The organism is Proteus sp. fly-1013 (assembly GCF_040140245.1).
Lineage (GTDB): Bacteria > Pseudomonadota > Gammaproteobacteria > Enterobacterales > Enterobacteriaceae > Proteus > Proteus mirabilis_B.
The window spans coordinates 1-18854 of sequence record NZ_JBEEWD010000007.1 but is presented as its reverse complement, the minus strand read 5'-3'; the positions used below and the strand labels follow the sequence as shown (position 1 = coordinate 18854).

19 protein-coding genes are annotated in these 18854 nt (G+C 37.7%); 15 read left to right on the top strand and 4 right to left on the bottom strand.

The window, feature by feature from the left end; genetic code table 11:
• Positions 1 to 40: 40 nt before the first annotated feature.
• The 11 genes from ABN236_RS13820 (at position 41) to trpS (ending at position 9766) form a co-directional block, all read left to right on the top strand.
• On the top strand, positions 41 to 865 hold the full coding sequence (locus ABN236_RS13820; RefSeq protein ID WP_349474250.1) for a hypothetical protein: 825 nt from the start codon (positions 41 to 43) through the stop codon (positions 863 to 865).
• On the top strand, positions 853 to 1428 hold the full coding sequence (locus ABN236_RS13815) for a PilN family protein (RefSeq protein WP_318620265.1): 576 nt from the start codon (positions 853 to 855) through the stop codon (positions 1426 to 1428). The genes ABN236_RS13820 and ABN236_RS13815 overlap by 13 nt, the downstream gene beginning before the upstream one ends.
• The gene (locus ABN236_RS13810) at positions 1425 to 1955 is read left to right on the top strand and encodes a hypothetical protein (protein WP_349474249.1); all 531 of its coding nucleotides are present in this window, start codon (positions 1425 to 1427) and stop codon (positions 1953 to 1955) included. Before ABN236_RS13815 ends, ABN236_RS13810 begins: the two co-directional genes overlap by 4 nt.
• A complete protein-coding gene (gene pilQ / locus ABN236_RS13805) occupies positions 1952 to 3052 on the top strand; it encodes a type IV pilus secretin PilQ (protein ID WP_349474248.1) in 1101 nt (366 codons plus the stop codon). Before ABN236_RS13810 ends, pilQ begins: the two co-directional genes overlap by 4 nt.
• Before the next feature lie 580 nt (positions 3053 to 3632).
• Positions 3633 to 4154 (top strand): shikimate kinase AroK, encoded by a 522-nt coding sequence (aroK, locus tag ABN236_RS13800; RefSeq protein ID WP_036914409.1) that lies wholly within the window; start codon positions 3633 to 3635, stop codon positions 4152 to 4154.
• Positions 4155 to 4208: 54 nt separating this feature from the next.
• Positions 4209 to 5303: a 3-dehydroquinate synthase gene (aroB, locus tag ABN236_RS13795; protein ID WP_349474247.1), complete on the top strand. Its 1095-nt coding sequence runs from the start codon at positions 4209 to 4211 to the stop codon at positions 5301 to 5303.
• A gap of 170 nt (positions 5304 to 5473) precedes the next feature.
• Positions 5474 to 6412, top strand: coding sequence for an SPOR domain-containing protein (locus ABN236_RS13790; protein ID WP_349474246.1), 939 nt, complete (start codon positions 5474 to 5476; stop codon positions 6410 to 6412).
• 82 nt (positions 6413 to 6494) lie between these two features.
• Complete coding sequence (gene dam, locus ABN236_RS13785) at positions 6495 to 7310, top strand: adenine-specific DNA-methyltransferase (protein WP_075672599.1); 816 nt, start codon at positions 6495 to 6497, stop codon at positions 7308 to 7310.
• Positions 7311 to 7354: 44 nt separating this feature from the next.
• The gene (gene rpe / locus ABN236_RS13780; protein WP_099076132.1) at positions 7355 to 8026 is read left to right on the top strand and encodes a ribulose-phosphate 3-epimerase; all 672 of its coding nucleotides are present in this window, start codon (positions 7355 to 7357) and stop codon (positions 8024 to 8026) included.
• The gene (locus tag ABN236_RS13775) at positions 8026 to 8736 is read left to right on the top strand and encodes a phosphoglycolate phosphatase (protein WP_088494200.1); all 711 of its coding nucleotides are present in this window, start codon (positions 8026 to 8028) and stop codon (positions 8734 to 8736) included. The genes rpe and ABN236_RS13775 overlap by 1 nt, the downstream gene beginning before the upstream one ends.
• Before the next feature lies 1 nt (position 8737).
• Positions 8738 to 9766: a tryptophan--tRNA ligase gene (trpS, locus tag ABN236_RS13770; protein ID WP_075672602.1), complete on the top strand. Its 1029-nt coding sequence runs from the start codon at positions 8738 to 8740 to the stop codon at positions 9764 to 9766.
• Between the two features lie 82 nt (positions 9767 to 9848).
• Here the strand turns inward: trpS and ABN236_RS13765 are convergent, their stop codons facing one another.
• From ABN236_RS13765 to sodA, 4 genes are all read right to left on the bottom strand, one after another.
• On the bottom strand, positions 9849 to 10130 hold the full coding sequence (locus ABN236_RS13765; RefSeq protein ID WP_088494199.1) for a helix-turn-helix domain-containing protein: 282 nt from the start codon (positions 10128 to 10130) through the stop codon (positions 9849 to 9851).
• Positions 10111 to 10440, bottom strand: coding sequence for a type II toxin-antitoxin system RelE/ParE family toxin (locus ABN236_RS13760; protein ID WP_349474245.1), 330 nt, complete (start codon positions 10438 to 10440; stop codon positions 10111 to 10113). Before ABN236_RS13760 ends, ABN236_RS13765 begins: the two co-directional genes overlap by 20 nt.
• A gap of 111 nt (positions 10441 to 10551) precedes the next feature.
• The gene (yiiM, locus tag ABN236_RS13755) at positions 10552 to 11226 is read right to left on the bottom strand and encodes a 6-hydroxyaminopurine reductase (RefSeq protein ID WP_349474244.1); all 675 of its coding nucleotides are present in this window, start codon (positions 11224 to 11226) and stop codon (positions 10552 to 10554) included.
• Between the two features lie 115 nt (positions 11227 to 11341).
• On the bottom strand, positions 11342 to 11965 hold the full coding sequence (gene sodA, locus ABN236_RS13750) for a superoxide dismutase [Mn] (RefSeq protein WP_075672604.1): 624 nt from the start codon (positions 11963 to 11965) through the stop codon (positions 11342 to 11344).
• A 372-nt stretch (positions 11966 to 12337) separates the two neighbouring features.
• On the opposite strand from sodA, the gene acs reads away from it, so the two are divergent.
• From acs to ABN236_RS13730, 4 genes are all read left to right on the top strand, one after another.
• Positions 12338 to 14296 (top strand): acetate--CoA ligase, encoded by a 1959-nt coding sequence (acs, locus tag ABN236_RS13745; protein ID WP_088494196.1) that lies wholly within the window; start codon positions 12338 to 12340, stop codon positions 14294 to 14296.
• 158 nt (positions 14297 to 14454) lie between these two features.
• Entirely contained in the window at positions 14455 to 14766 is a 312-nt protein-coding gene (locus ABN236_RS13740; RefSeq protein WP_088494195.1) for a DUF485 domain-containing protein, read from the top strand.
• On the top strand, positions 14763 to 16418 hold the full coding sequence (locus ABN236_RS13735) for a cation acetate symporter (protein ID WP_349474243.1): 1656 nt from the start codon (positions 14763 to 14765) through the stop codon (positions 16416 to 16418). Before ABN236_RS13740 ends, ABN236_RS13735 begins: the two co-directional genes overlap by 4 nt.
• A gap of 433 nt (positions 16419 to 16851) precedes the next feature.
• Positions 16852 to 18435, top strand: coding sequence for a phosphoethanolamine transferase (locus ABN236_RS13730; RefSeq protein WP_088494193.1), 1584 nt, complete (start codon positions 16852 to 16854; stop codon positions 18433 to 18435).
• The last annotated feature ends 419 nt before the right edge of the window (positions 18436 to 18854 follow it).

The window sequence follows — 18854 nt, the reverse complement described above, 5'->3', positions numbered from 1 at the left end:
AAAATAGGCAATTACTCATCAATAGATATGGATATCATTTATGGAAACACACAATTACCAGATTGGTATTGAAATTAACACTCATCATATCAATGCAGTTTTGGTATTTCAGCAGAATAAACAATGGAAGATCAGTGCATTTTGGCAATTCCCTTTACCTCTTAATGGCGATGTAAATGACACAAAATTAAGAAAAATCCTAATAGATTGGCGTAAAAAATTGCCCTCTATTAATAATGTTACGCTTTCGCTACCTGATATTTATGAAAACTATCAAATTATTCCACTGCCTCATGCTATTTCCCTTACATCAGCAGCATGTTATCGGTTAGCTCAACTACGAGCCACATCTTACACACAAAATACGAAAATCCCTGTTAATTTTGATTATCGACAAAATAAAGGGAAACTCGCTATTCATCTGTGCCATAAAACGATTTTAGATAAGTATATTGACTTATTTTCTCGAATAAACTTAACAATAACTGCGATTGATACCCCTGCATGTGCACTACGCTATTTAGCAACTTACCTTGATATCTCACCTCAAGATCCACTTTTATACTGTAAAAACAAAATGCTACTTTGGGTATCATCTGATGAAAACATGCCCCATTACGGCTCTATCGCCTATGAAAACCAACAAGAACAACAAGCATATATTGACCAGCTAATAGAAAAATATCATTGGTCATTAAAGCACTGTTACTTAACGGGTGAGAATGAGGAATATTTTAGCCAGTCAATGCCTATTTGGCCCAATCATTCCCACGACTTATTTAAAACAACGTCAAATAAAGATCTCATTCCACTTGTTGCACTCGGTTTGGCATTACGCCTTGAAGAGGTGTTATGTATCAAATAAATTATCTACCTTGGCGGCACAGGTTATTTAGACAAAAAGCATGGTTATGGCTTTCTCAAACGCTATCATTGCTCACAATCACTTTCGTTATTTGTAGCTATTGCACTTACCATTTGACACAAAAGCGAACACTCATAACAGCTCAACAACGCCAAACTCAGCAACAAGAAGATTTATTACTAAAGCAGCTAGATATATATCAAGAACAGAAAAAACAGACACTTTTACGTTATCAAAACTATTCACTCTATTATCAAAACTGGCTGCGATATTTACATTACATTCAATTCTTTCGAGCTATCGAAATGCATCTTCCTTCAACAGGTTGGATTAGCCATTATGATGGAGCAGATAATCAACTCTCACTGCATCTCACTCTCCCTAATACACAATCACTCTCCTTTATTACCAATCTTAAAAGTCACCCAGCTTTAGCCTATTTAACATTGGGTTATTTACAACAAAGCAAAATTGATCCGTCTTACACAGAAGTACATTTAAACGGAAAATCAGAAGAGCAAAATCGAGGATACGAAAATGAAGAAGATGAGGGAAGCCAATGAAAATAAATGCACAATGGTTGTTATTTATTGCATTTTTACCTAAGTGGAAACTCACTTTACTGAGCTTAATTATACCTTTTATTGCCTTTCTATTTTATTACCTCTTTATCTACACAGACTACCAGCAAGAGATAACCCAACAGCATGTAGAAATGGCACAAAGACTAAAGCGCATTAATCACCATCAAAGTACGTTAGAAACAATGCCTACTCTTAATTCACTGATCGCACAACAAATAGATTATGACATCCCATTAAATACCTCTCCAGTTAGTGAGCAATTACAACACTTATTGATGACTTATCATTTTATGCCAGAGATTTGGGAAATCACGCCTAACTCTTTATATAAACTTACGTTTACTTTGTCTTACTCACAGTTTTTAACGCTATTGGAATACCTTAATCAAACGAGCTTAGCGCTTATTTCTCTGAATATTGTTCCAATAGAAACCCATTTAATTTCAGTACAAATGGGCCTGACAGAGCTAAGTTATCCTAGCGCAATACAGGGTGATATATCATGAAGATAGGAATTTTAATTGTCATATTATGTATGGCAACCACCATTAGGGCTCACACCAGAGATCCCTTCTTTCCTGAGAATATCGATGATGAAAAAATGTCATCCACCTTTATTGAAGAGCAAACATCAACCACAGAACAACCAGAGGAATTACATCACCAACTTTATCCATTAAATTATGCTGATGCTAAGAAATTAGGTGAACAACTAAGTAATCATACTATTCCATTACTTAGTCAGCAGGGACGCATTATTGTAGATAGTGAATCAAATAGTCTTTCTATCGTTGATAATAGTAAGACACTGTCTGAAATTGAGGATTGGTTAAAATTACGAGATACTCCCCAACAACAAGTTCATATCACCGCACATATTGTGAGTAGCAGTCAGGATGCTTTAAATGAATTAGGCACTCAATGGGGATTACAAGCATTAAAAACACAAACCGAAGCCGCCTCTACAATACCTAATGCTATTCCAACAACCTCTTCGCTTAATTCAGCGTTATCAACCCCTTCACTTTCTGCATTATCGCTCCATCAAAATACCAAAAATCCCCTTCACTATATTGCATTTAATATTGCCAGAATTAATGGGCGTCTATTAGAGCTTGAATTAAGCGCATTAGAACAAGAAAAACAGTTATCTATTATTGCAAGTCCACGGCTAACGACCGCTCATGAAAAAACAGCATCCATCAAACAAGGAACGGAGATCCCCTATGTCAGTCGAGATAATGAAATTACACGAGTTCAATTTAAAGAAGCTGTCTTAGGTATGGAAGTAACACCCATAATTCAAAGAAATAAAAAGATAAGATTAATACTTAAAATTAGTCAAAACACACCAGGCATTGCACTTGTTCAAGGTGGAAGTGAACATCTGTCTATTGATAAACAAGAGATCAGCACAGAAGTGACTATTCGTGATGGAGAAACCATTATGTTAGGCGGTATATTTCAGCAAAAACAACAAGAACACACGGCAAAGATCCCTTTCTTATCCTCTATTCCATTACTAGGCGTACTTTTCAGTCATAAAAGAGAGCAACACAGCCGCCATGAATTGGTTATTTTTATTACACCCAAATTAATCTAATTTTTTATGTAATAAATACTTTTATTATAAAATACAAAGCACTATATGTTTTTTACTAGGATTAAACTGAGAGTTATTCATTGTTTTTTCTTATAATCAGTATTTATAGATTTGACGATGAGGACGATTTAGCTTACAAGGGTTAGCTAATTTGAGTGAGCCTGAAACATCACAATAAAAATACGGATACATTTTATGCACTTCCTCTATTCTTGGAGGTAGGGCTTTTTATATGTAATATTGATCGATTGATGACGAAAAAGACAATATTATCAGATGCGGTTTTCCGACTAAATTGTGTTAGAATCTCCGCGTTGCCAACAAAGATAATTACTTTTTTTAGTAGTTTTTGTTATGTACTGTGGGCAAAGGGATTTTTATCCTATGTTGTCGCTTATGACAGCATGTGGTTATTTTATAGCGATCTACTGAAAGAACTCAGTCTTATTATGAGAGTAGATAACAAATGTTATCAGGTGTGAATTAGATAAACACTCATAAATTTCAGTTTAGGTCCCGTCGCTGAATGAATTTGGCGGGGCGGGTTATCATTAACGAATATCTTAGTAATACCAAAAACATGGCAGAGAAACGTAATATCTTTCTGGTTGGGCCTATGGGTGCCGGCAAAAGCACTATTGGTCGTCAGTTAGCTCAACAACTTAGTATGGAGTTTTATGATTCCGATCAGGAAATTGAGCGGCGTACAGGTGCGGATGTAGGTTGGGTATTTGATGTTGAAGGCGAAGAAGGCTTCCGTCAACGAGAAGAGAAAATAATCAACGAACTCACTGAAAAACAAGGCATTGTACTTGCAACAGGTGGTGGCTCGGTGAAATCGCGAGAAACCCGTAACAGACTATCTGCACGTGGTGTGGTTGTTTATTTAGAAACCAATATTGAAAAACAACTCGCTCGTACCCAACGTGATAAAAAGCGTCCTTTATTGCAAGGTGTTGAACCTGTGCGCGATGTCCTAGAGACATTAGCTGAAGAACGTAATCCTCTTTATGAAGAGATTGCTGACATCACTATTCATACTGATGATCAGAGTGCAAAAATTGTAGCCAATCAAATAATTGAATTATTAGAACAAAACTAATAAATTCAGCTATTTATAAGGTTAAGTAAAGACAATAAGAAGAAGGCCACTGTTATGGAAAAAATCACTGTCACATTAGGTGAAAGAAGCTATCCCATTACCATTGCTTCTGGCCTTTTTCATCAAGAAGATACCTTTTTACCTTTAAAATCAGGGCAGCAAGTTATGATAGTCACAAACGTGACACTTGCTCCACTCTATTTAGAAAAGGTAACAGACACCTTAAAAAAACAAGGTGTTTTGGTTGATAGCGTGATTTTGCCTGATGGCGAACAATATAAATCGCTAGAGATCATGAATGATGTCTTTACTGCATTATTAGAAAAAAATCACAATCGAGATACAACACTTATCGCATTAGGTGGTGGTGTTATTGGTGATCTAACCGGTTTTGCCGCAGCAAGCTATCAACGTGGTGTTCGCTTTATCCAAGTACCAACAACACTATTGTCACAAGTTGACTCTTCTGTTGGTGGAAAAACCGCAGTTAATCACCCTCTTGGCAAAAACATGATTGGTGCGTTTTATCAGCCCGCTTCTGTTGTTATCGATCTCGATTGTCTTGCCACATTACCGCCTCGTGAACTTTCATCGGGTTTAGCTGAAGTTATTAAATATGGCATCATTTTAGATAAAGACTTTTTTATCTGGCTTGAAAATAATATTGAAAAACTCTTAGCTCTTGATCCTAAAACCATGGCATTTTGTATCCGTCGTTGCTGTGAACTAAAAGCTGACGTCGTTGCTGCTGATGAAAAAGAAACAAGTGGTTTACGCGCACTACTCAACCTAGGACATACTTATGGACACGCCATTGAAGCTCATATGGGATATGGTGTTTGGTTGCATGGTGAAGCTGTTGCTGCAGGTATGGTAATGGCGGCAAGAACATCTCAAGCACTTGGTCAATTCACTGAAGAAGAGACTCAACGTGTTATTCAATTGCTTGAGAAAGCTAATCTTCCCGTCAACGGTCCTATTGAAATGACACCTGATGACTATTTACCTCATATGATGAGAGACAAAAAGGTATCTGGTGGCAAATTACACCTTGTTTTACCAAAAGGCATCGGTCAATCCGAATTACGTGCCGATATTACTCGCGAACAAGTCCGCAAAGCGATAACATCTTGCATTAATGCAAATTAAGCTCCCCATTACCTGACAAGAAACAAACCAGAATATTCATTTAAGGAAAATTCTGGTTAATATTGTCAAATGCAACGTTTCAGAAAAAGCGTTTCATCCTTATACTATGAGGTAATGGCTAAGGCTGAATAGAATATTTTTCGCTTTTTGACGCTCTGACGGAGGGCATAATGGACGAGTTCAAACCTGATAATGAAACCAAGGGTGATAATTCACTCAAACCTGATACATCGGATAGACCTGAACGTCGAACCAACCGACCTCGTAGCAATCCATTAAAAAACGCACGATTCTCTGTATCCCGTCAACAGATGATGATTGGTGTAGGTGTTTTAGTCCTTATTTTGTTAATTATCGCAATAAGTTCAGCATTAAAATCACCAGAAACAACTGAACCTACCTCTCCGACCAACACAGAAAGAAATATCGATCTGTCTCAGCAACCGTCATCCGTTACGCCTTCAGAAAATGATCAGCCATCAACACCTCAATCTATTTCTGGGCAAGATATACAACCTGCAACACCACCTTCACAAAATTTACCTCCAATGATTGATTCACAAGGTCAACGTGTTGAGATCCCTGGAGATATCGTTGATTCATTAAATCAACAACAAGCGGGTATTAATCAGGCGACTAGTCAGCAGTTAGATGCACAACAACCAAAACCCGTACAGCCTGTTACACAGCCACCCGCTACCAAACCTGTACAACCAGTGCAAAAACCGGCTGAAGTAAAAACACCACCGACAAAACCGGTGACACCACCAGCAACAACACAACCTAAGCCTACAACGGCTAAACCTGTTGTTTCAGGTTCATTATCAGCAGGTAATTTAAGTGCTATTCCTGCCACTAACTATACATTGCAATTAAGTGGTGCAAGCCGCCAAGATACCTTAGAGGCTTTCGCTAAAAAGAACCTCAATGGAAACTACGCTATTTACAAAACACAGCGTAACGGTAACCCATGGTATGTACTCATCTATGGAAATTATCGTAATATAAGCGAAGCCAAACAGGCCGTTTCTTCTTTACCAGCGCCAGTGCAAGCAAAACAACCTTGGGTTAGACCGATGAAACATGTTCATCAGGATCTAAAAAAATAATTAAGACGAAGTTCACCGCTGATATGCTGTCTGAAACAGAGTACAATCGGCGACTCTGAAACGATTGAGAAATTTGGACGGCATGAAAAAAAAACGCGCATTCCTAAAATGGGCTGGTGGTAAATATCCTTTGGTAGATGACATTAAACGTCATCTGCCCGAGGGTAATTGTTTAATTGAACCTTTTATGGGTGCCGGTTCTGTTTTTTTGAATACAGAATACGATTCATATATTCTTGCCGATATAAATAGTGATCTAATTCATCTCTATAATACGGTAAAGCAACATCCTGAAAAATTTATGAAGGATGCCCGCTTATTATTTACCCCTCAAATGAATATCGCAGAAGAGTTTTATCAACTACGACAAGAATTTAATCGTTCAACGGACGCTTATCAGCGTAGTGTGTTATTTCTCTATCTTAACCGTCATTGCTACAATGGGCTGTGTCGTTATAATTCAAAAGGCGAATACAACGTCCCTTTTGGTCGTTATAAAAAACCTTATTTTCCTGAAGCAGAGCTAATTTGGTTTTCTGAAAAAGCACAAAAAGCCGAATTTGTTTGCCAAAGCTATTCATCTACTATGACCAATGCAGAAAAAGGTGCCGTCGTTTATTGCGATCCTCCTTATGCACCATTATCACCGACTGCAAATTTCACGTCATACCATACAAATAGCTTTAGTTTTCAAGAGCAGGAACATCTGGCTCAACTTGCCTCAATGCTGGCTTACGAGAGACAGATACCCGTGTTAATATCAAATCATGAGACTGCGTTAACAAAAGAGTGGTATGTAGACGCAAAAGAGCTACACAGTGTGAAAGTCAGAAGAACAATCAGTAGCAACACACTCGGTCGTAGCAAAGTGAACGAATTACTTGCCTTATATAAATAATCGTTAACACCTCCCGACAATGGGAGTGTTGTCTGGAGAATGCGATGAAAGATTTTCTGATTGCCCCTTCTATTTTATCTGCTGATTTTGCTCGCCTTGGTGAAGATACTGAAAAAGTGCTCGCAGCGGGTGCTGATGTTGTCCACTTCGATGTCATGGATAACCACTATGTTCCTAATCTGACATTTGGTGCGCCAATTTGTAAGGCTCTACGTAACTACGGCATTACAGCACCTATTGATGTTCATCTAATGGTTAAACCCGTTGACCGTATCATCCCTGATTTTGCAAACGCGGGTGCAACTTATATCTCATTTCACGCTGAAGCCAGTGACCACGTCGATCGTACTATTCAATTAATTAAAGATTGTGGTTGTAAAGCAGGTTTAGTGCTTAATCCAGCAACCCCATTAAACTATCTCGACTATGTTATGGATAAATTGGATCTTATTCTGCTGATGTCTGTTAACCCAGGCTTTGGTGGACAATCATTTATTCCTAATACCCTCGATAAATTACGCCAAGTTCGTAAGATGATTGACGATGGTGGTTATGACATTCGTTTAGAAATTGATGGCGGTGTCAAAGTCGATAATATTGCTGAAATTGCGCAAGCTGGCGCTGATATGTTCGTTGCTGGCTCTGCTATTTTCAATCAGCCAGACTATAAGCATGTTATCGACAATATGCGCCGTGAATTAGAAAAGGTATCGTAATGACAGATAAAAAACTCAAAGGTATCCGTGCTATCGCCTTTGATCTTGATGGCACTCTCACCGACAGCGCTGTCGGTCTTACAGAAGCAACAGACTACGCATTAAAAGCAAAAGGTTTCCCTCCAGCTGGCAAACATAATGTCACTATTTGGGTTGGAAACGGCGTGGATATGCTACTAACACGCGCTTTACACAATGCGGGTGTCGAGGATGTGACTGATACCTTATTAAAAGAGATGCGTGATCTTTTTGATGAACATTATGCAACCTCAGTCAAAACAGGCAGTGATTTATTCCCTCACGTTAAAGAAACCCTTGAAGTATTAGCTTCACACAATATTCCTCTGGGTATCGTGACAAACAAACCAACACCATTTATTGCACCATTACTACAACAGCTGGAAATTGAGAAATACTTTTCCTTAGTGTTAGGTGGCGATGATGTGAAAGAAAAAAAACCACATCCAGCACCATTATATTTAACAATGGGCACATTTGGTGTTAAAAAGGAAGAACTCCTTTTTGTTGGGGATTCTCGCAACGATATTATTGCAGCACAAGCGGCTGAGTGCCCTTGCGTAGGTTTAACCTACGGCTATAACTACGGCGTATCTATTGCAGACAGTAAACCTGATTTTACTCTCGATAATTTTGCTGACTTGCTTTCTATCCTCGATATCACGCCAATGACAACTGTGGAACAGAATTAAAATGACGACTTCAGTAGAAAAAACGGCACAAAAGCCAATTGTATTCAGTGGTGCACAACCTTCTGGTGAATTAACTATCGGAAACTATATGGGTGCACTACGTCAATGGGTACAAATGCAAGATGACTATGATTGCATTTACTGTATCGTTGACCAACACGCCATTACAGTACGCCAAGATCCTAAAGAGCTAAGAAAAAGAACCTTAGATACACTGGCTCTGTATCTTGCTTGTGGTATTGATCCAGAAAAAAGCACTATTTTTGTTCAGTCACATGTTCCACAACATGCACAATTAAGCTGGGCACTTAACTGCTATACCTATTTTGGTGAATTGAGCCGAATGACTCAATTTAAAGATAAATCAGCACGCCACTCTGAAAATATCAATGCAGGGTTATTCGATTATCCTGTATTAATGGCAGCAGATATTCTGATTTACCAAACAAACCAAGTGCCTGTAGGTATCGACCAGAAACAACACCTTGAATTAAGCCGTGATATTGCTCAGCGCTTTAACGCTATTTATGGCGATATCTTCACCGTACCTGATCCTTTTATTCCAAAAGGCGGTGCTCGTGTGATGGCATTACAAGATCCGACTAAAAAAATGTCTAAGTCTGATGATAACCGTAATAATGTTATCGCATTGCTAGAAGATCCAAAAGCAGCAGCTAAAAAGATCAAACGTGCAATGACAGACTCAGAAGAGCCACCTCGTGTTATTTACGATCTTGAAAACAAAGCAGGTGTGTCTAACTTACTCGATATTTTAGCGGGTGTTACAGGTAAAACTATTCCTGAATTAGAAGCTGAATTTGAAGGCCAAATGTACGGTCATCTAAAAGGTGCTGTCGCTGATGCAGTATCTGAAATGCTAACCAACATTCAAGAACGTTTTAACACTTTCCGTAATGATGAAGCCCTGCTCAATAAAATCATGAAAGAAGGTGCTGATAAAGCCAAAGCTCGCGCTCAAGCAACCTTAGACAAGGTTTATGACGCAATCGGATTTATTGCACATCCGTAATTTTTCGTTAATACATAAAAAAACACCCCAAAGTTGGTGTCCAACTTTTGGGGTGCAGTTCATTTTTAGGGAGGTGTTTTTTTCAGTAAAGAGGGATTATTGGGTTCTTAATACCACAAGCGTACGCATATCTCGCTAAGGTATCTACACTCGCTTTAGTAATATTATTTTCTATTCTGGTAATTACGGGGGGTGTTACACCCATTCGCTCAGCAACTTGTGCTTTTGTCAGATTATCGCGTTTACGCCATTGGGCCAATGTGTCTCTCAATTTTTCCTTGCGTGTTTCATCATCCCAAGCCACACGATATTCTTCATCTTCCATCATCTCATTATGTAATTCTTTATGACTTCTCAATTTCATTGAGCACCTCCATCAATCGTTTTTGGGCGATCTCAATCTCTTTCTTTGATATTTTTTGTGTTTTCTTAATAAAGACACGAAGCATAATAATTGTATTTCTTTTACGGTATATCCATATGCCTCTAGCAATATCAGTACCCATAGTACGGATCTCGAAAAGACCATTCCCTAAATATTTTGTATCAGGCTCTCTTAATAAACGAGCATCGTGCTCTATCTTAATAATAAATTTATCGTATTTAACTCGTATTTGAATAGGTAACTCTAATACTTCATTCCAAGCATTTGGGTGGTATAAAATCTCAAACACAAGCTTTTCCTTAACTTAAAATTAGCCTACAAGCTAATTTTATGCAAGGTTAAATTAGTCCACAAGCTAATTTTTATTAATAATAACATTAATTATCAATAAGTTAACTATTTACTCTTTAAATAACCGTCGATTAAAACTTTCAATAGTTTGATTTTGCAGTCTTAACTGCATAGTCTTGCTCCAACTAGCTGATAATCCGGCAGCACTTAATAGGCGATGATAAAGCTCTTCATCAAATGGCATATGAAAAGCAATCGAAATCGCTTCTTTAACAGAGACATCGCTGTTTCTTGAAACCAAGACAAGCGGATGATGACTGCCTGTTTCACCTGTACTCACAACACGATATAACCAACCACAATAACCACTATCTTGCATAATTTGCGAAAAGTTACTGACTTCTGTCACCGTGTTAAGTTTGTAGCAAGGAGAGCGAGGTTGAGTAACTTGAATTAATGCTGTTCCCCACTGATAAATATCACCAATAAAGACATTCTCTTCTGTCATACCTGTTGTTGAGATATTTTCACCAAATGCAGGGGCGTGAAAAAAATCTGTCAATTGTGGGAATTGCTCAGCCCAATAAAGATAATGTTCTTTAGGGTAGTGACAAAGTGCGCGATCAGGACCACCGTGAAAACTCTTTTCTGCTTGCTCATCACCTTCTAATCCCAGTGATGTCAATTTGATATGACCATCCACCAGCCTTTTGGTGATAGCACTGGTAAATCCATTAGATATTGTTGTGACATTACCGATAAAAACACTAGGAAAATAACGCATAGCTCACTACCTAAACAGAAAAGAATAACTCATAGTAAAGATAGTGTTCAAAAGAAACAATGCCGACATTTGTCGGCATTGAAAATATAAAAAAGAAAGGAAACTATCTACTCAATTATGCTTTGCTCTGAAAACGCTTTTGTGCTTCATCCCAGTTAACCACTGACCAGAATGCTTTAATATAATCAGGGCGACGATTTTGATATTTTAAGTAGTAAGCATGTTCCCACACATCTAACCCTACAATTGGGTAACCAGATGCACCAGCTAACTCTTCACCCATTAATGGGCTATCTTGGTTTGCAGTAGAAACTACCGCAAGTTTGCCATCGTCTTTTAATACTAGCCAAGCCCAACCAGAACCGAAACGGCTAGCCGCAGCTTTTTCAAATAACTCTTTAAAGGCATCAACGCTACCAAAGTCACGTTCAATCGCGTCTTTTAGTGAACCTTGTAATTGAGTACCTAGCTTCAGACCTTTCCAGAATAATGAGTGATTAGAGTGACCACCTGCGTTATTACGTAAAAAAGTACGTTGATCCGCTGGTACTTTATGAAGATTTTTAACTAACTCATCAATCTCTAAGCCAGCAAGCTCAGGTAATTTTTCTAATGCAGTGTTGGTATTATTCACATAAGTTTGATGATGCTTAGTATGGTGAATTTCCATTGTACGCTCATCAAAGTGAGGCTCTAATGCATCATAAGCATAAGGCAGTGCAGGTAATGTATAGCTCATATTAATCTCCAGTGCTGTTTTATCTTGGATCACACCATGTGATTTATCTTTTCATTTCATTATAGTGAAAAAAACGTTAATGAAAATCATTATCATATCCATATTATTTTTGTGGTTTTTTTATCCAGCACGGTTAAATTAATTTTCACAGTATATTATTTTAATTTAAAAGCTTTCTATTAAACGATGATCCTATTAAACAAGAAAATAGTAGATAAATAATTCCCTACCAGCTTTAGCACTAATTGAACATTCCATGAAAAGCATTTCCATTAATTCGTGATCTTCTGCGCAAAAAAGAAACAATCTTTATTTGCCCTCTTTTGTTAACGACTTTTTGACATAGTATTAACAACAGTGAGGAGAACTATTATGACAAAAATAAACCAACATCATATTCCTGCAAGCATTGCAGAACACGCCCTGATCAATAAAGAGCAATACCAAAAAGATTATGAATTATCCATCAAAAACCCAGAGGCCTTTTGGGCAGATAAAGGGAAAATCATTGATTGGATAAAACCATATACCGTGGTAAAGAATACTTCTTTTGACCCAGGCCATGTACGCATTCGCTGGTTTGAAGATGGTCAGCTAAATATCAGTCAAAACTGTCTTGATCGCCACCTTAAAACACGAGGAGATCAAGTCGCCATTATTTGGGAAGGCGACTCACCGAATGAGTCGAAAAAAATCACTTACCGACAACTCCATCAAGATGTTTGCCAGTTCGCTAACGTATTAAAAAACTTAGGTATTAAAAAAGGCGATGTTGTGGCGATTTATATGCCGATGGTGCCAGAAGCCGCGGTTGCTATGCTCGCTTGTACTCGTATTGGAGCTATCCATTCTGTCATTTTTGGCGGTTTCTCTCCTGAAGCTGTTGCAGGTCGGATCATCGATTCAAAAGCTAAATTAGTGATCACAGCTGATGAAGGATTACGTGCGGGTCGCGCTATCCCGTTAAAGAAAAATGTTGATGATGCTTTAAATCATGCCGATATCCCTCCTATTAATCATGTAGTGGTATTTCGTCGAACAGGACATACCGAACAATGGATTGAAGGACGTGATGTTTGGTGGGATGAAATCATTCAAGGTGTCAGCACAGAATGTGATGTTGAAGTTATGGATGCAGAAGATCCTCTCTTTATTCTGTATACCTCTGGTTCAACAGGTAAACCTAAAGGTGTACTACACACAACTGGGGGCTATCTCGTTTATGCATCAATGACCTTTAAATACACCTTTGATTATCACGAAGGCGATATTTATTGGTGTACCGCTGACGTAGGTTGGGTAACAGGACACAGCTACTTACTGTATGGTCCTCTTTCAAATGGTGCCACTACCGTTATGTTTGAAGGTGTCCCTAATTATCCATCAGTTAATCGTATGGCTCAGGTCGTTGATAAGCACCAAATCAATATTTTATACACTGCACCTACCGCAATACGAGCATTAATGGCTGAAGGTGATAAGGCGATTGAGGGCACTCAACGCACCTCTCTGCGTATTCTAGGCTCTGTAGGTGAACCTATTAACCCAGAAGCATGGGAATGGTTCTATCAGAAGATGGGGCGTAGCCAATGTCCTATCGTTGATACATGGTGGCAAACAGAAACCGGTGGTTTCATGATAACCCCATTACCGGGTGCCATGGATCTAAAACCTGGTTCAGCAACACGCCCTTTCTTCGGTGTTCAGCCAGCAATTGTCGATAATATGGGAGAAGTACAACAAGGGGCTTGTGAAGGCAACTTAGTGATTACTGATTCTTGGCCGGGTCAAGCAAGAACACTTTTTGGTGATCATGAGCGTTTTGAACAAACTTACTTCTCAACCTTTAAAGGTATGTATTTCTCTGGTGATGGTGCTCGCCGTGATGAAGATGGTGACTATTGGATAACAGGACGTGTTGATGATGTCTTGAATATTTCAGGCCACCGTTTAGGAACAGCAGAGATTGAATCCGCTCTTGTTGCACACCCTAAAATTGCAGAAGCCGCAGTAGTTGGTATTCCTCACAATATTAAAGGGCAAGCTATTTATGCTTATGTCACTTTAAATCACGGTGAAGAGCCAACACCTGAACTTTACACTGAAGTTCGCAACTGGGTACGTAAAGAAATTGGACCAATAGCCACACCAGATATCCTACATTGGACAGATTCCTTACCCAAAACACGATCAGGGAAAATTATGCGCCGCATCTTGCGTAAAATTGCCTCTGGCGACACAACTAACCTCGGGGATACCTCAACACTCGCTGATCCGGGTGTTGTAGAGAAACTGTTAGAAGAAAAACAGTCTCTATCACTCACTGCTTAATACACAACAAATAGCTGTCATTTAAAAAACGTAATACGACAAAGCAAAGGCATGAAAATGCCTTTGCTGGGCTCTCTTACCTAAAAATCATGAAATGCGGGGGATTGAAGCCTCTAAATCAAGTGATAAACCAAACAATTATATAGAGGAGAACTCTGATGAATGCCAATATTTATCAAGAGATAGAAAACAACCCTCGCTTTAAAGAACTGGTTAATAAACGTAGTCGTTTTTCATGGACACTTTCAATTATTACGCTCGTTATGTATGTCTCATTTATCTTACTTATTGCGTTCTATCCACAATGGTTAGGTACGCCACTGTATGAAGGAAGCTACATTACTCGAGGTATTCCTATTGGTATGGGCTTAATCATCGCCTCATTTTTATTAACAGGCATTTACGTTATTAAAGCCAATACAGAGTTCGACAAACTTACCGCTGAAATTATTGAAGAGGTAGAAAAATGAGAAAGTTACTCTATGCAATAAGCTTATTTTTCCTCTCCTCAACGGTTGCTTACGCTACCGCAATAACAGAAGGAGGTGAGAAACAACCTATGAATATTCAGGCCATTATAATGTTCCTAATATTCGTAGGATTAACACTTTACATCACTTATTGGGCTTCTAAACGTACCCGCTCTCGTGCTGATTACTATACTGCCGGAGGGAAAATTACGGGTTTTCAAAACGGTATGGCAATTGCCGGTGACTTTATGTCTGCAGCATCCTTCTTAGGGATCTCTGCGCTAGTTTATACCTCGGGTTATGATGGACTTATCTATTCAATTGGATTTCTGATTGGTTGGCCTATCATTCTTTTTATCATTGCTGAACGCTTACGTAATTTAGGGCGTTATACCTTTGCTGATGTTGTCTCCTATCGCTTAAGCCCTAAACCCGTTAGAACACTTTCAGCTGTTGGATCACTAGTTGTTGTTGCACTTTATCTGATTGCACAAATGGTAGGTGCCGGAAAATTAATCGAACTCCTTTTCGGCTTAAATTATCATATTGCCGTTGTACTCGTCGGTATTCTAATGGTGCTATATGTTCTATTCGGGGGCATGCTAGCCACCACATGGGTTCAAATCATTAAAGCCATTTTATTACTTGCAGGTGCAAGTTTTATGGCTGTTATGGTTATGAAAGCTGTCGATTTTAATTTCAACACCTTATTTAAAGAAGCCGTTAGTGTTCACTCAAAAGGGTTCTCTATCATGAGCCCAGGTGGTTTGGTTTCTGATCCTATATCTGCTCTCTCTTTAGGTCTTGCACTTATGTTTGGTACTGCGGGACTTCCTCATATCATCATGCGCTTCTTTACTGTTAGCGATGCAAAAGAAGCCCGTAAGAGTGTTTTCTATGCAACAGGTTTTATCGGTTATTTCTATATCCTTACTTTTATCATTGGTTTCGGCGCTATCTTACTCGTTAGCCCTAATCCTGTGTTCAAAGATGCCGCTGGTGCTTTGATTGGTGGAACCAATATGGCGGCAGTTCACTTAGCAGATGCTGTTGGCGGTAATTTCTTCTTAGGCTTTATTTCAGCTGTCGCCTTCGCCACTATTTTAGCCGTTGTTGCAGGACTAACTCTAGCGGGTGCATCTGCGGTATCACATGATCTCTACGCCAATGTAATTAAAAATGGTCACGCCGATGAAAGACAAGAGCTAAAAGTATCTAAAATTACTGTCGTTATCTTAGGCATCGTCGCTATTGGTTTAGGTATTTTATTTGAAAAGCAAAATATTGCCTTTATGGTGGGGTTAGCTTTCTCTATTGCAGCAAGCTGTAACTTCCCAATCATATTGTTATCTATGTATTGGAAAGGGCTTACAACACGAGGTGCTGTCGCGGGAGGATGGTCTGGTTTATTAGTAGCAGTCACATTAATGATTTTAGGACCAACTATTTGGGTGAGTATTTTAGGACATGAAAAACCTATCTACCCTTATGAATATCCAGCATTATTCTCAATAATTATTGCTTTTGTTGTCTCATGGCTTTTCTCTATTACAGATAAATCATCTTTAGGTGAGCAGGAGAAAGCAAAATTCCAAGCACAGTTTATTCGTTCTCAAATTGGCTTAGGCATTGAACAAGGTAAACAACACTAACAGCTTGAAATAATGTTATCTTTCTAAATAAAAATAACCCCAAAGTGATTTTTAACTTTGGGGTTATTCATTTTCAACATTTTCATCAATCATCATAAAAATCTCGATGAGATTTCTATCATCTACTTATTTAGAATAATTTTAAGCTTTAACTACATATCTATACGATTATTTAAATAACTTATTATTAGTTATTTCATTATTATAAATAGAAAGACAAATTAGATTAAAATCAATAAATTACAAACAAAAACAAACACAACTTATTTGCTATATCGCTTATTAATAAACTCAAAAAGCCCAAAATAGTGAGGAATAGCCATAATAATAGCAATTTCAGACACACTTCAGCCAAACAAGGCTTGTATTGTCAAAAAGTAAATGGTTAACTTTTTATTCTACATAAGAAGAGGTGGTAGTTTTTAAATAGATTATGTCTCGGTTAACTCATTACGCACTTTTATTTTTCTTATCTATGGCACCTGCAATATTAGGTGGTTCAACGCTGCATATAGAACAAAAAATCTATATTGTTCTTATTGGTTGGCTACTTATGCTGATGTGTAGTGGTATTTATCGTTCTGTTTTTGGAAAAATAATAACCTTCATTATTAGTGCATTATGGGCTTTAAACCTTTCTATTTCTCTGTTTTTTTATCGTGAACACGATATTGCTTTTTCATCATCTATTGCTGAAACTTTTATTAATACTAACGGCAGTGAAACTGTCGGTATGCTTTCTTATAATAAGTACTATGTCTTATTTTATCTATGTGCTTTTGCCATTTACTATTTTCTCATCCATAAAGCAGCTCGAGTCTCTGATCTAAAAACAACAAAAAAAAGTGTGATTGCATTTGTTATATTAATCGCCATTATTCCAATATATAAAAACTTAGCATTAAGAAACGATAACAAAAGTAAATTACTTGCAGAATATACTCTTCTAAATACCCCTTTTTATAATGCCGCAGCACTTGTCCGAACCTTTCATGAAAATCGCCAAATTAGAAAAATTGCTGCTCAGAAAGTTGAGTATCAATATAATAAAAACAGTGATAATACAGAAATCTATATTCTTATCCTTGGTGAGTCCGTTCGCAGAGATCATCTAGGAATTTATGGCTATCAACATGATACAACACCTAATTTAATGAAAGAAAAGAGTAATCTTATCCTATTCAATCAAGTTTATTCTCCCGCACCAGTAACCATTCTTTCTGTACCCATTTCGCTATCAAATATAGGGTTGGAGCAGTTACAGGATAAAAATCATTATGCTGATAATATTGTTTCTCTCGCTAATCACGCCGGATTTAAAACATATTGGCTAAGTAACCAAGGTGAAGGTAATCAAAAGACCAGCGTTATTTCTGTTATTGCTAATATGGCTCAAAATAAAAAGTGGAATGAGTTTATCGGATATGATGAAGAGCTACTTCCTTATTTAGATCAAGCTCTCAATGAGCCTTCTACACAGAAAAAACTCATTATCTTACATACATATGGTAGCCATGAACCAGCATGTAATCGATTTCCGAATCAATATTTAAAGAAATTCACGCAAGAAGATGATGATAACTGCTATGACAGCTCTATCGCTTATACTGATAAATTAATTAATGACATCATCGAGAGAGTCAAAGATAAACCAGCTTCTATTCTCTACTTTGCAGATCACGCTTTACAGCGTCTCGATAAAAATAGAGAGATCCGTTATCATCATGGTGTAAATACACCACGAAAAGAAGCTTATGATATACCCCTATTTATTTGGTATAGCCCATCATCTATTAAACCTATTATTAATGATGATGCAGTAAATAAGCCTTATTCAACAGTAAATAATTATTGGCTGTTAAGTAGCTGGCTTGGGATAGAACATAATTCCCCCAAAAAGTGCCATTCACCATTAAATGAATGCTATCAGCCTAAATCATCAATAACTGTTATTGATGGGAATAAAAACCTCTTAAACTATGATTTATTAAGTTCAGAAGAGCAGGAACCACAATAATATCCTCGTCAAAAATATCTAAATACGAAATACACTTAATAATAAAAAGTGTATTTATATCCTCATTATCTATTTCTAATAAGATCTGTCTAAGATAACAATAGCTGAAAAAGCAGAATGCTAGGTATTAGGTGATGTTAGAAGAGGATGATCGTACCAATGGAGTACCATAAATAGGATTTAACAACGTTAAGAGTGGTTATTTTATTGAGGAATGTAACAACAGTTTTAGCTTTATTTGTTCTCTATAACATGATTTTGCTTACGATGTTACAGGAGTAGCGGCGGGTTCATTACTTTATCAGCAATTAAAATAGTTTTTTATTCAAAGTACTTAAAACCCCAAACGCAAAAAAGCCAACCCATTGGGTTGGCTTTCTCGTCTTATTTAATGCCTGGCAGTTCCCTACTCTCACATG

Excerpts from the sequence above, each read along its gene's own strand:
- ABN236_RS13815 (WP_318620265.1), top strand. The coding sequence starts at position 853 with ATGTATCAAATAAATTATCTACCTTGGCGGCACAGGTTATTTAGACAA.
- dam (WP_075672599.1), top strand. The coding sequence starts at position 6,495 with ATGAAAAAAAAACGCGCATTCCTAAAATGGGCTGGTGGTAAATATCCT.
- acs (WP_088494196.1), top strand. The coding sequence starts at position 12,338 with ATGACAAAAATAAACCAACATCATATTCCTGCAAGCATTGCAGAACAC.
- ABN236_RS13810 (WP_349474249.1), top strand. The coding sequence starts at position 1,425 with ATGAAAATAAATGCACAATGGTTGTTATTTATTGCATTTTTACCTAAG.
- sodA (WP_075672604.1), bottom strand. The coding sequence starts at position 11,965 with ATGAGCTATACATTACCTGCACTGCCTTATGCTTATGATGCATTAGAG.
- ABN236_RS13820 (WP_349474250.1), top strand. The coding sequence starts at position 41 with ATGGAAACACACAATTACCAGATTGGTATTGAAATTAACACTCATCAT.
- aroK (WP_036914409.1), top strand. The coding sequence starts at position 3,633 with ATGGCAGAGAAACGTAATATCTTTCTGGTTGGGCCTATGGGTGCCGGC.
- aroB (WP_349474247.1), top strand. The coding sequence starts at position 4,209 with ATGGAAAAAATCACTGTCACATTAGGTGAAAGAAGCTATCCCATTACC.
- trpS (WP_075672602.1), top strand. The coding sequence starts at position 8,738 with ATGACGACTTCAGTAGAAAAAACGGCACAAAAGCCAATTGTATTCAGT.
- pilQ (WP_349474248.1), top strand. The coding sequence starts at position 1,952 with ATGAAGATAGGAATTTTAATTGTCATATTATGTATGGCAACCACCATT.
- ABN236_RS13790 (WP_349474246.1), top strand. The coding sequence starts at position 5,474 with ATGGACGAGTTCAAACCTGATAATGAAACCAAGGGTGATAATTCACTC.
- ABN236_RS13740 (WP_088494195.1), top strand. The coding sequence starts at position 14,455 with ATGAATGCCAATATTTATCAAGAGATAGAAAACAACCCTCGCTTTAAA.
- rpe (WP_099076132.1), top strand. The coding sequence starts at position 7,355 with ATGAAAGATTTTCTGATTGCCCCTTCTATTTTATCTGCTGATTTTGCT.
- ABN236_RS13765 (WP_088494199.1), bottom strand. The coding sequence starts at position 10,130 with ATGAAATTGAGAAGTCATAAAGAATTACATAATGAGATGATGGAAGAT.
- ABN236_RS13775 (WP_088494200.1), top strand. The coding sequence starts at position 8,026 with ATGACAGATAAAAAACTCAAAGGTATCCGTGCTATCGCCTTTGATCTT.
- yiiM (WP_349474244.1), bottom strand. The coding sequence starts at position 11,226 with ATGCGTTATTTTCCTAGTGTTTTTATCGGTAATGTCACAACAATATCT.
- ABN236_RS13735 (WP_349474243.1), top strand. The coding sequence starts at position 14,763 with ATGAGAAAGTTACTCTATGCAATAAGCTTATTTTTCCTCTCCTCAACG.
- ABN236_RS13730 (WP_088494193.1), top strand. The coding sequence starts at position 16,852 with ATGTCTCGGTTAACTCATTACGCACTTTTATTTTTCTTATCTATGGCA.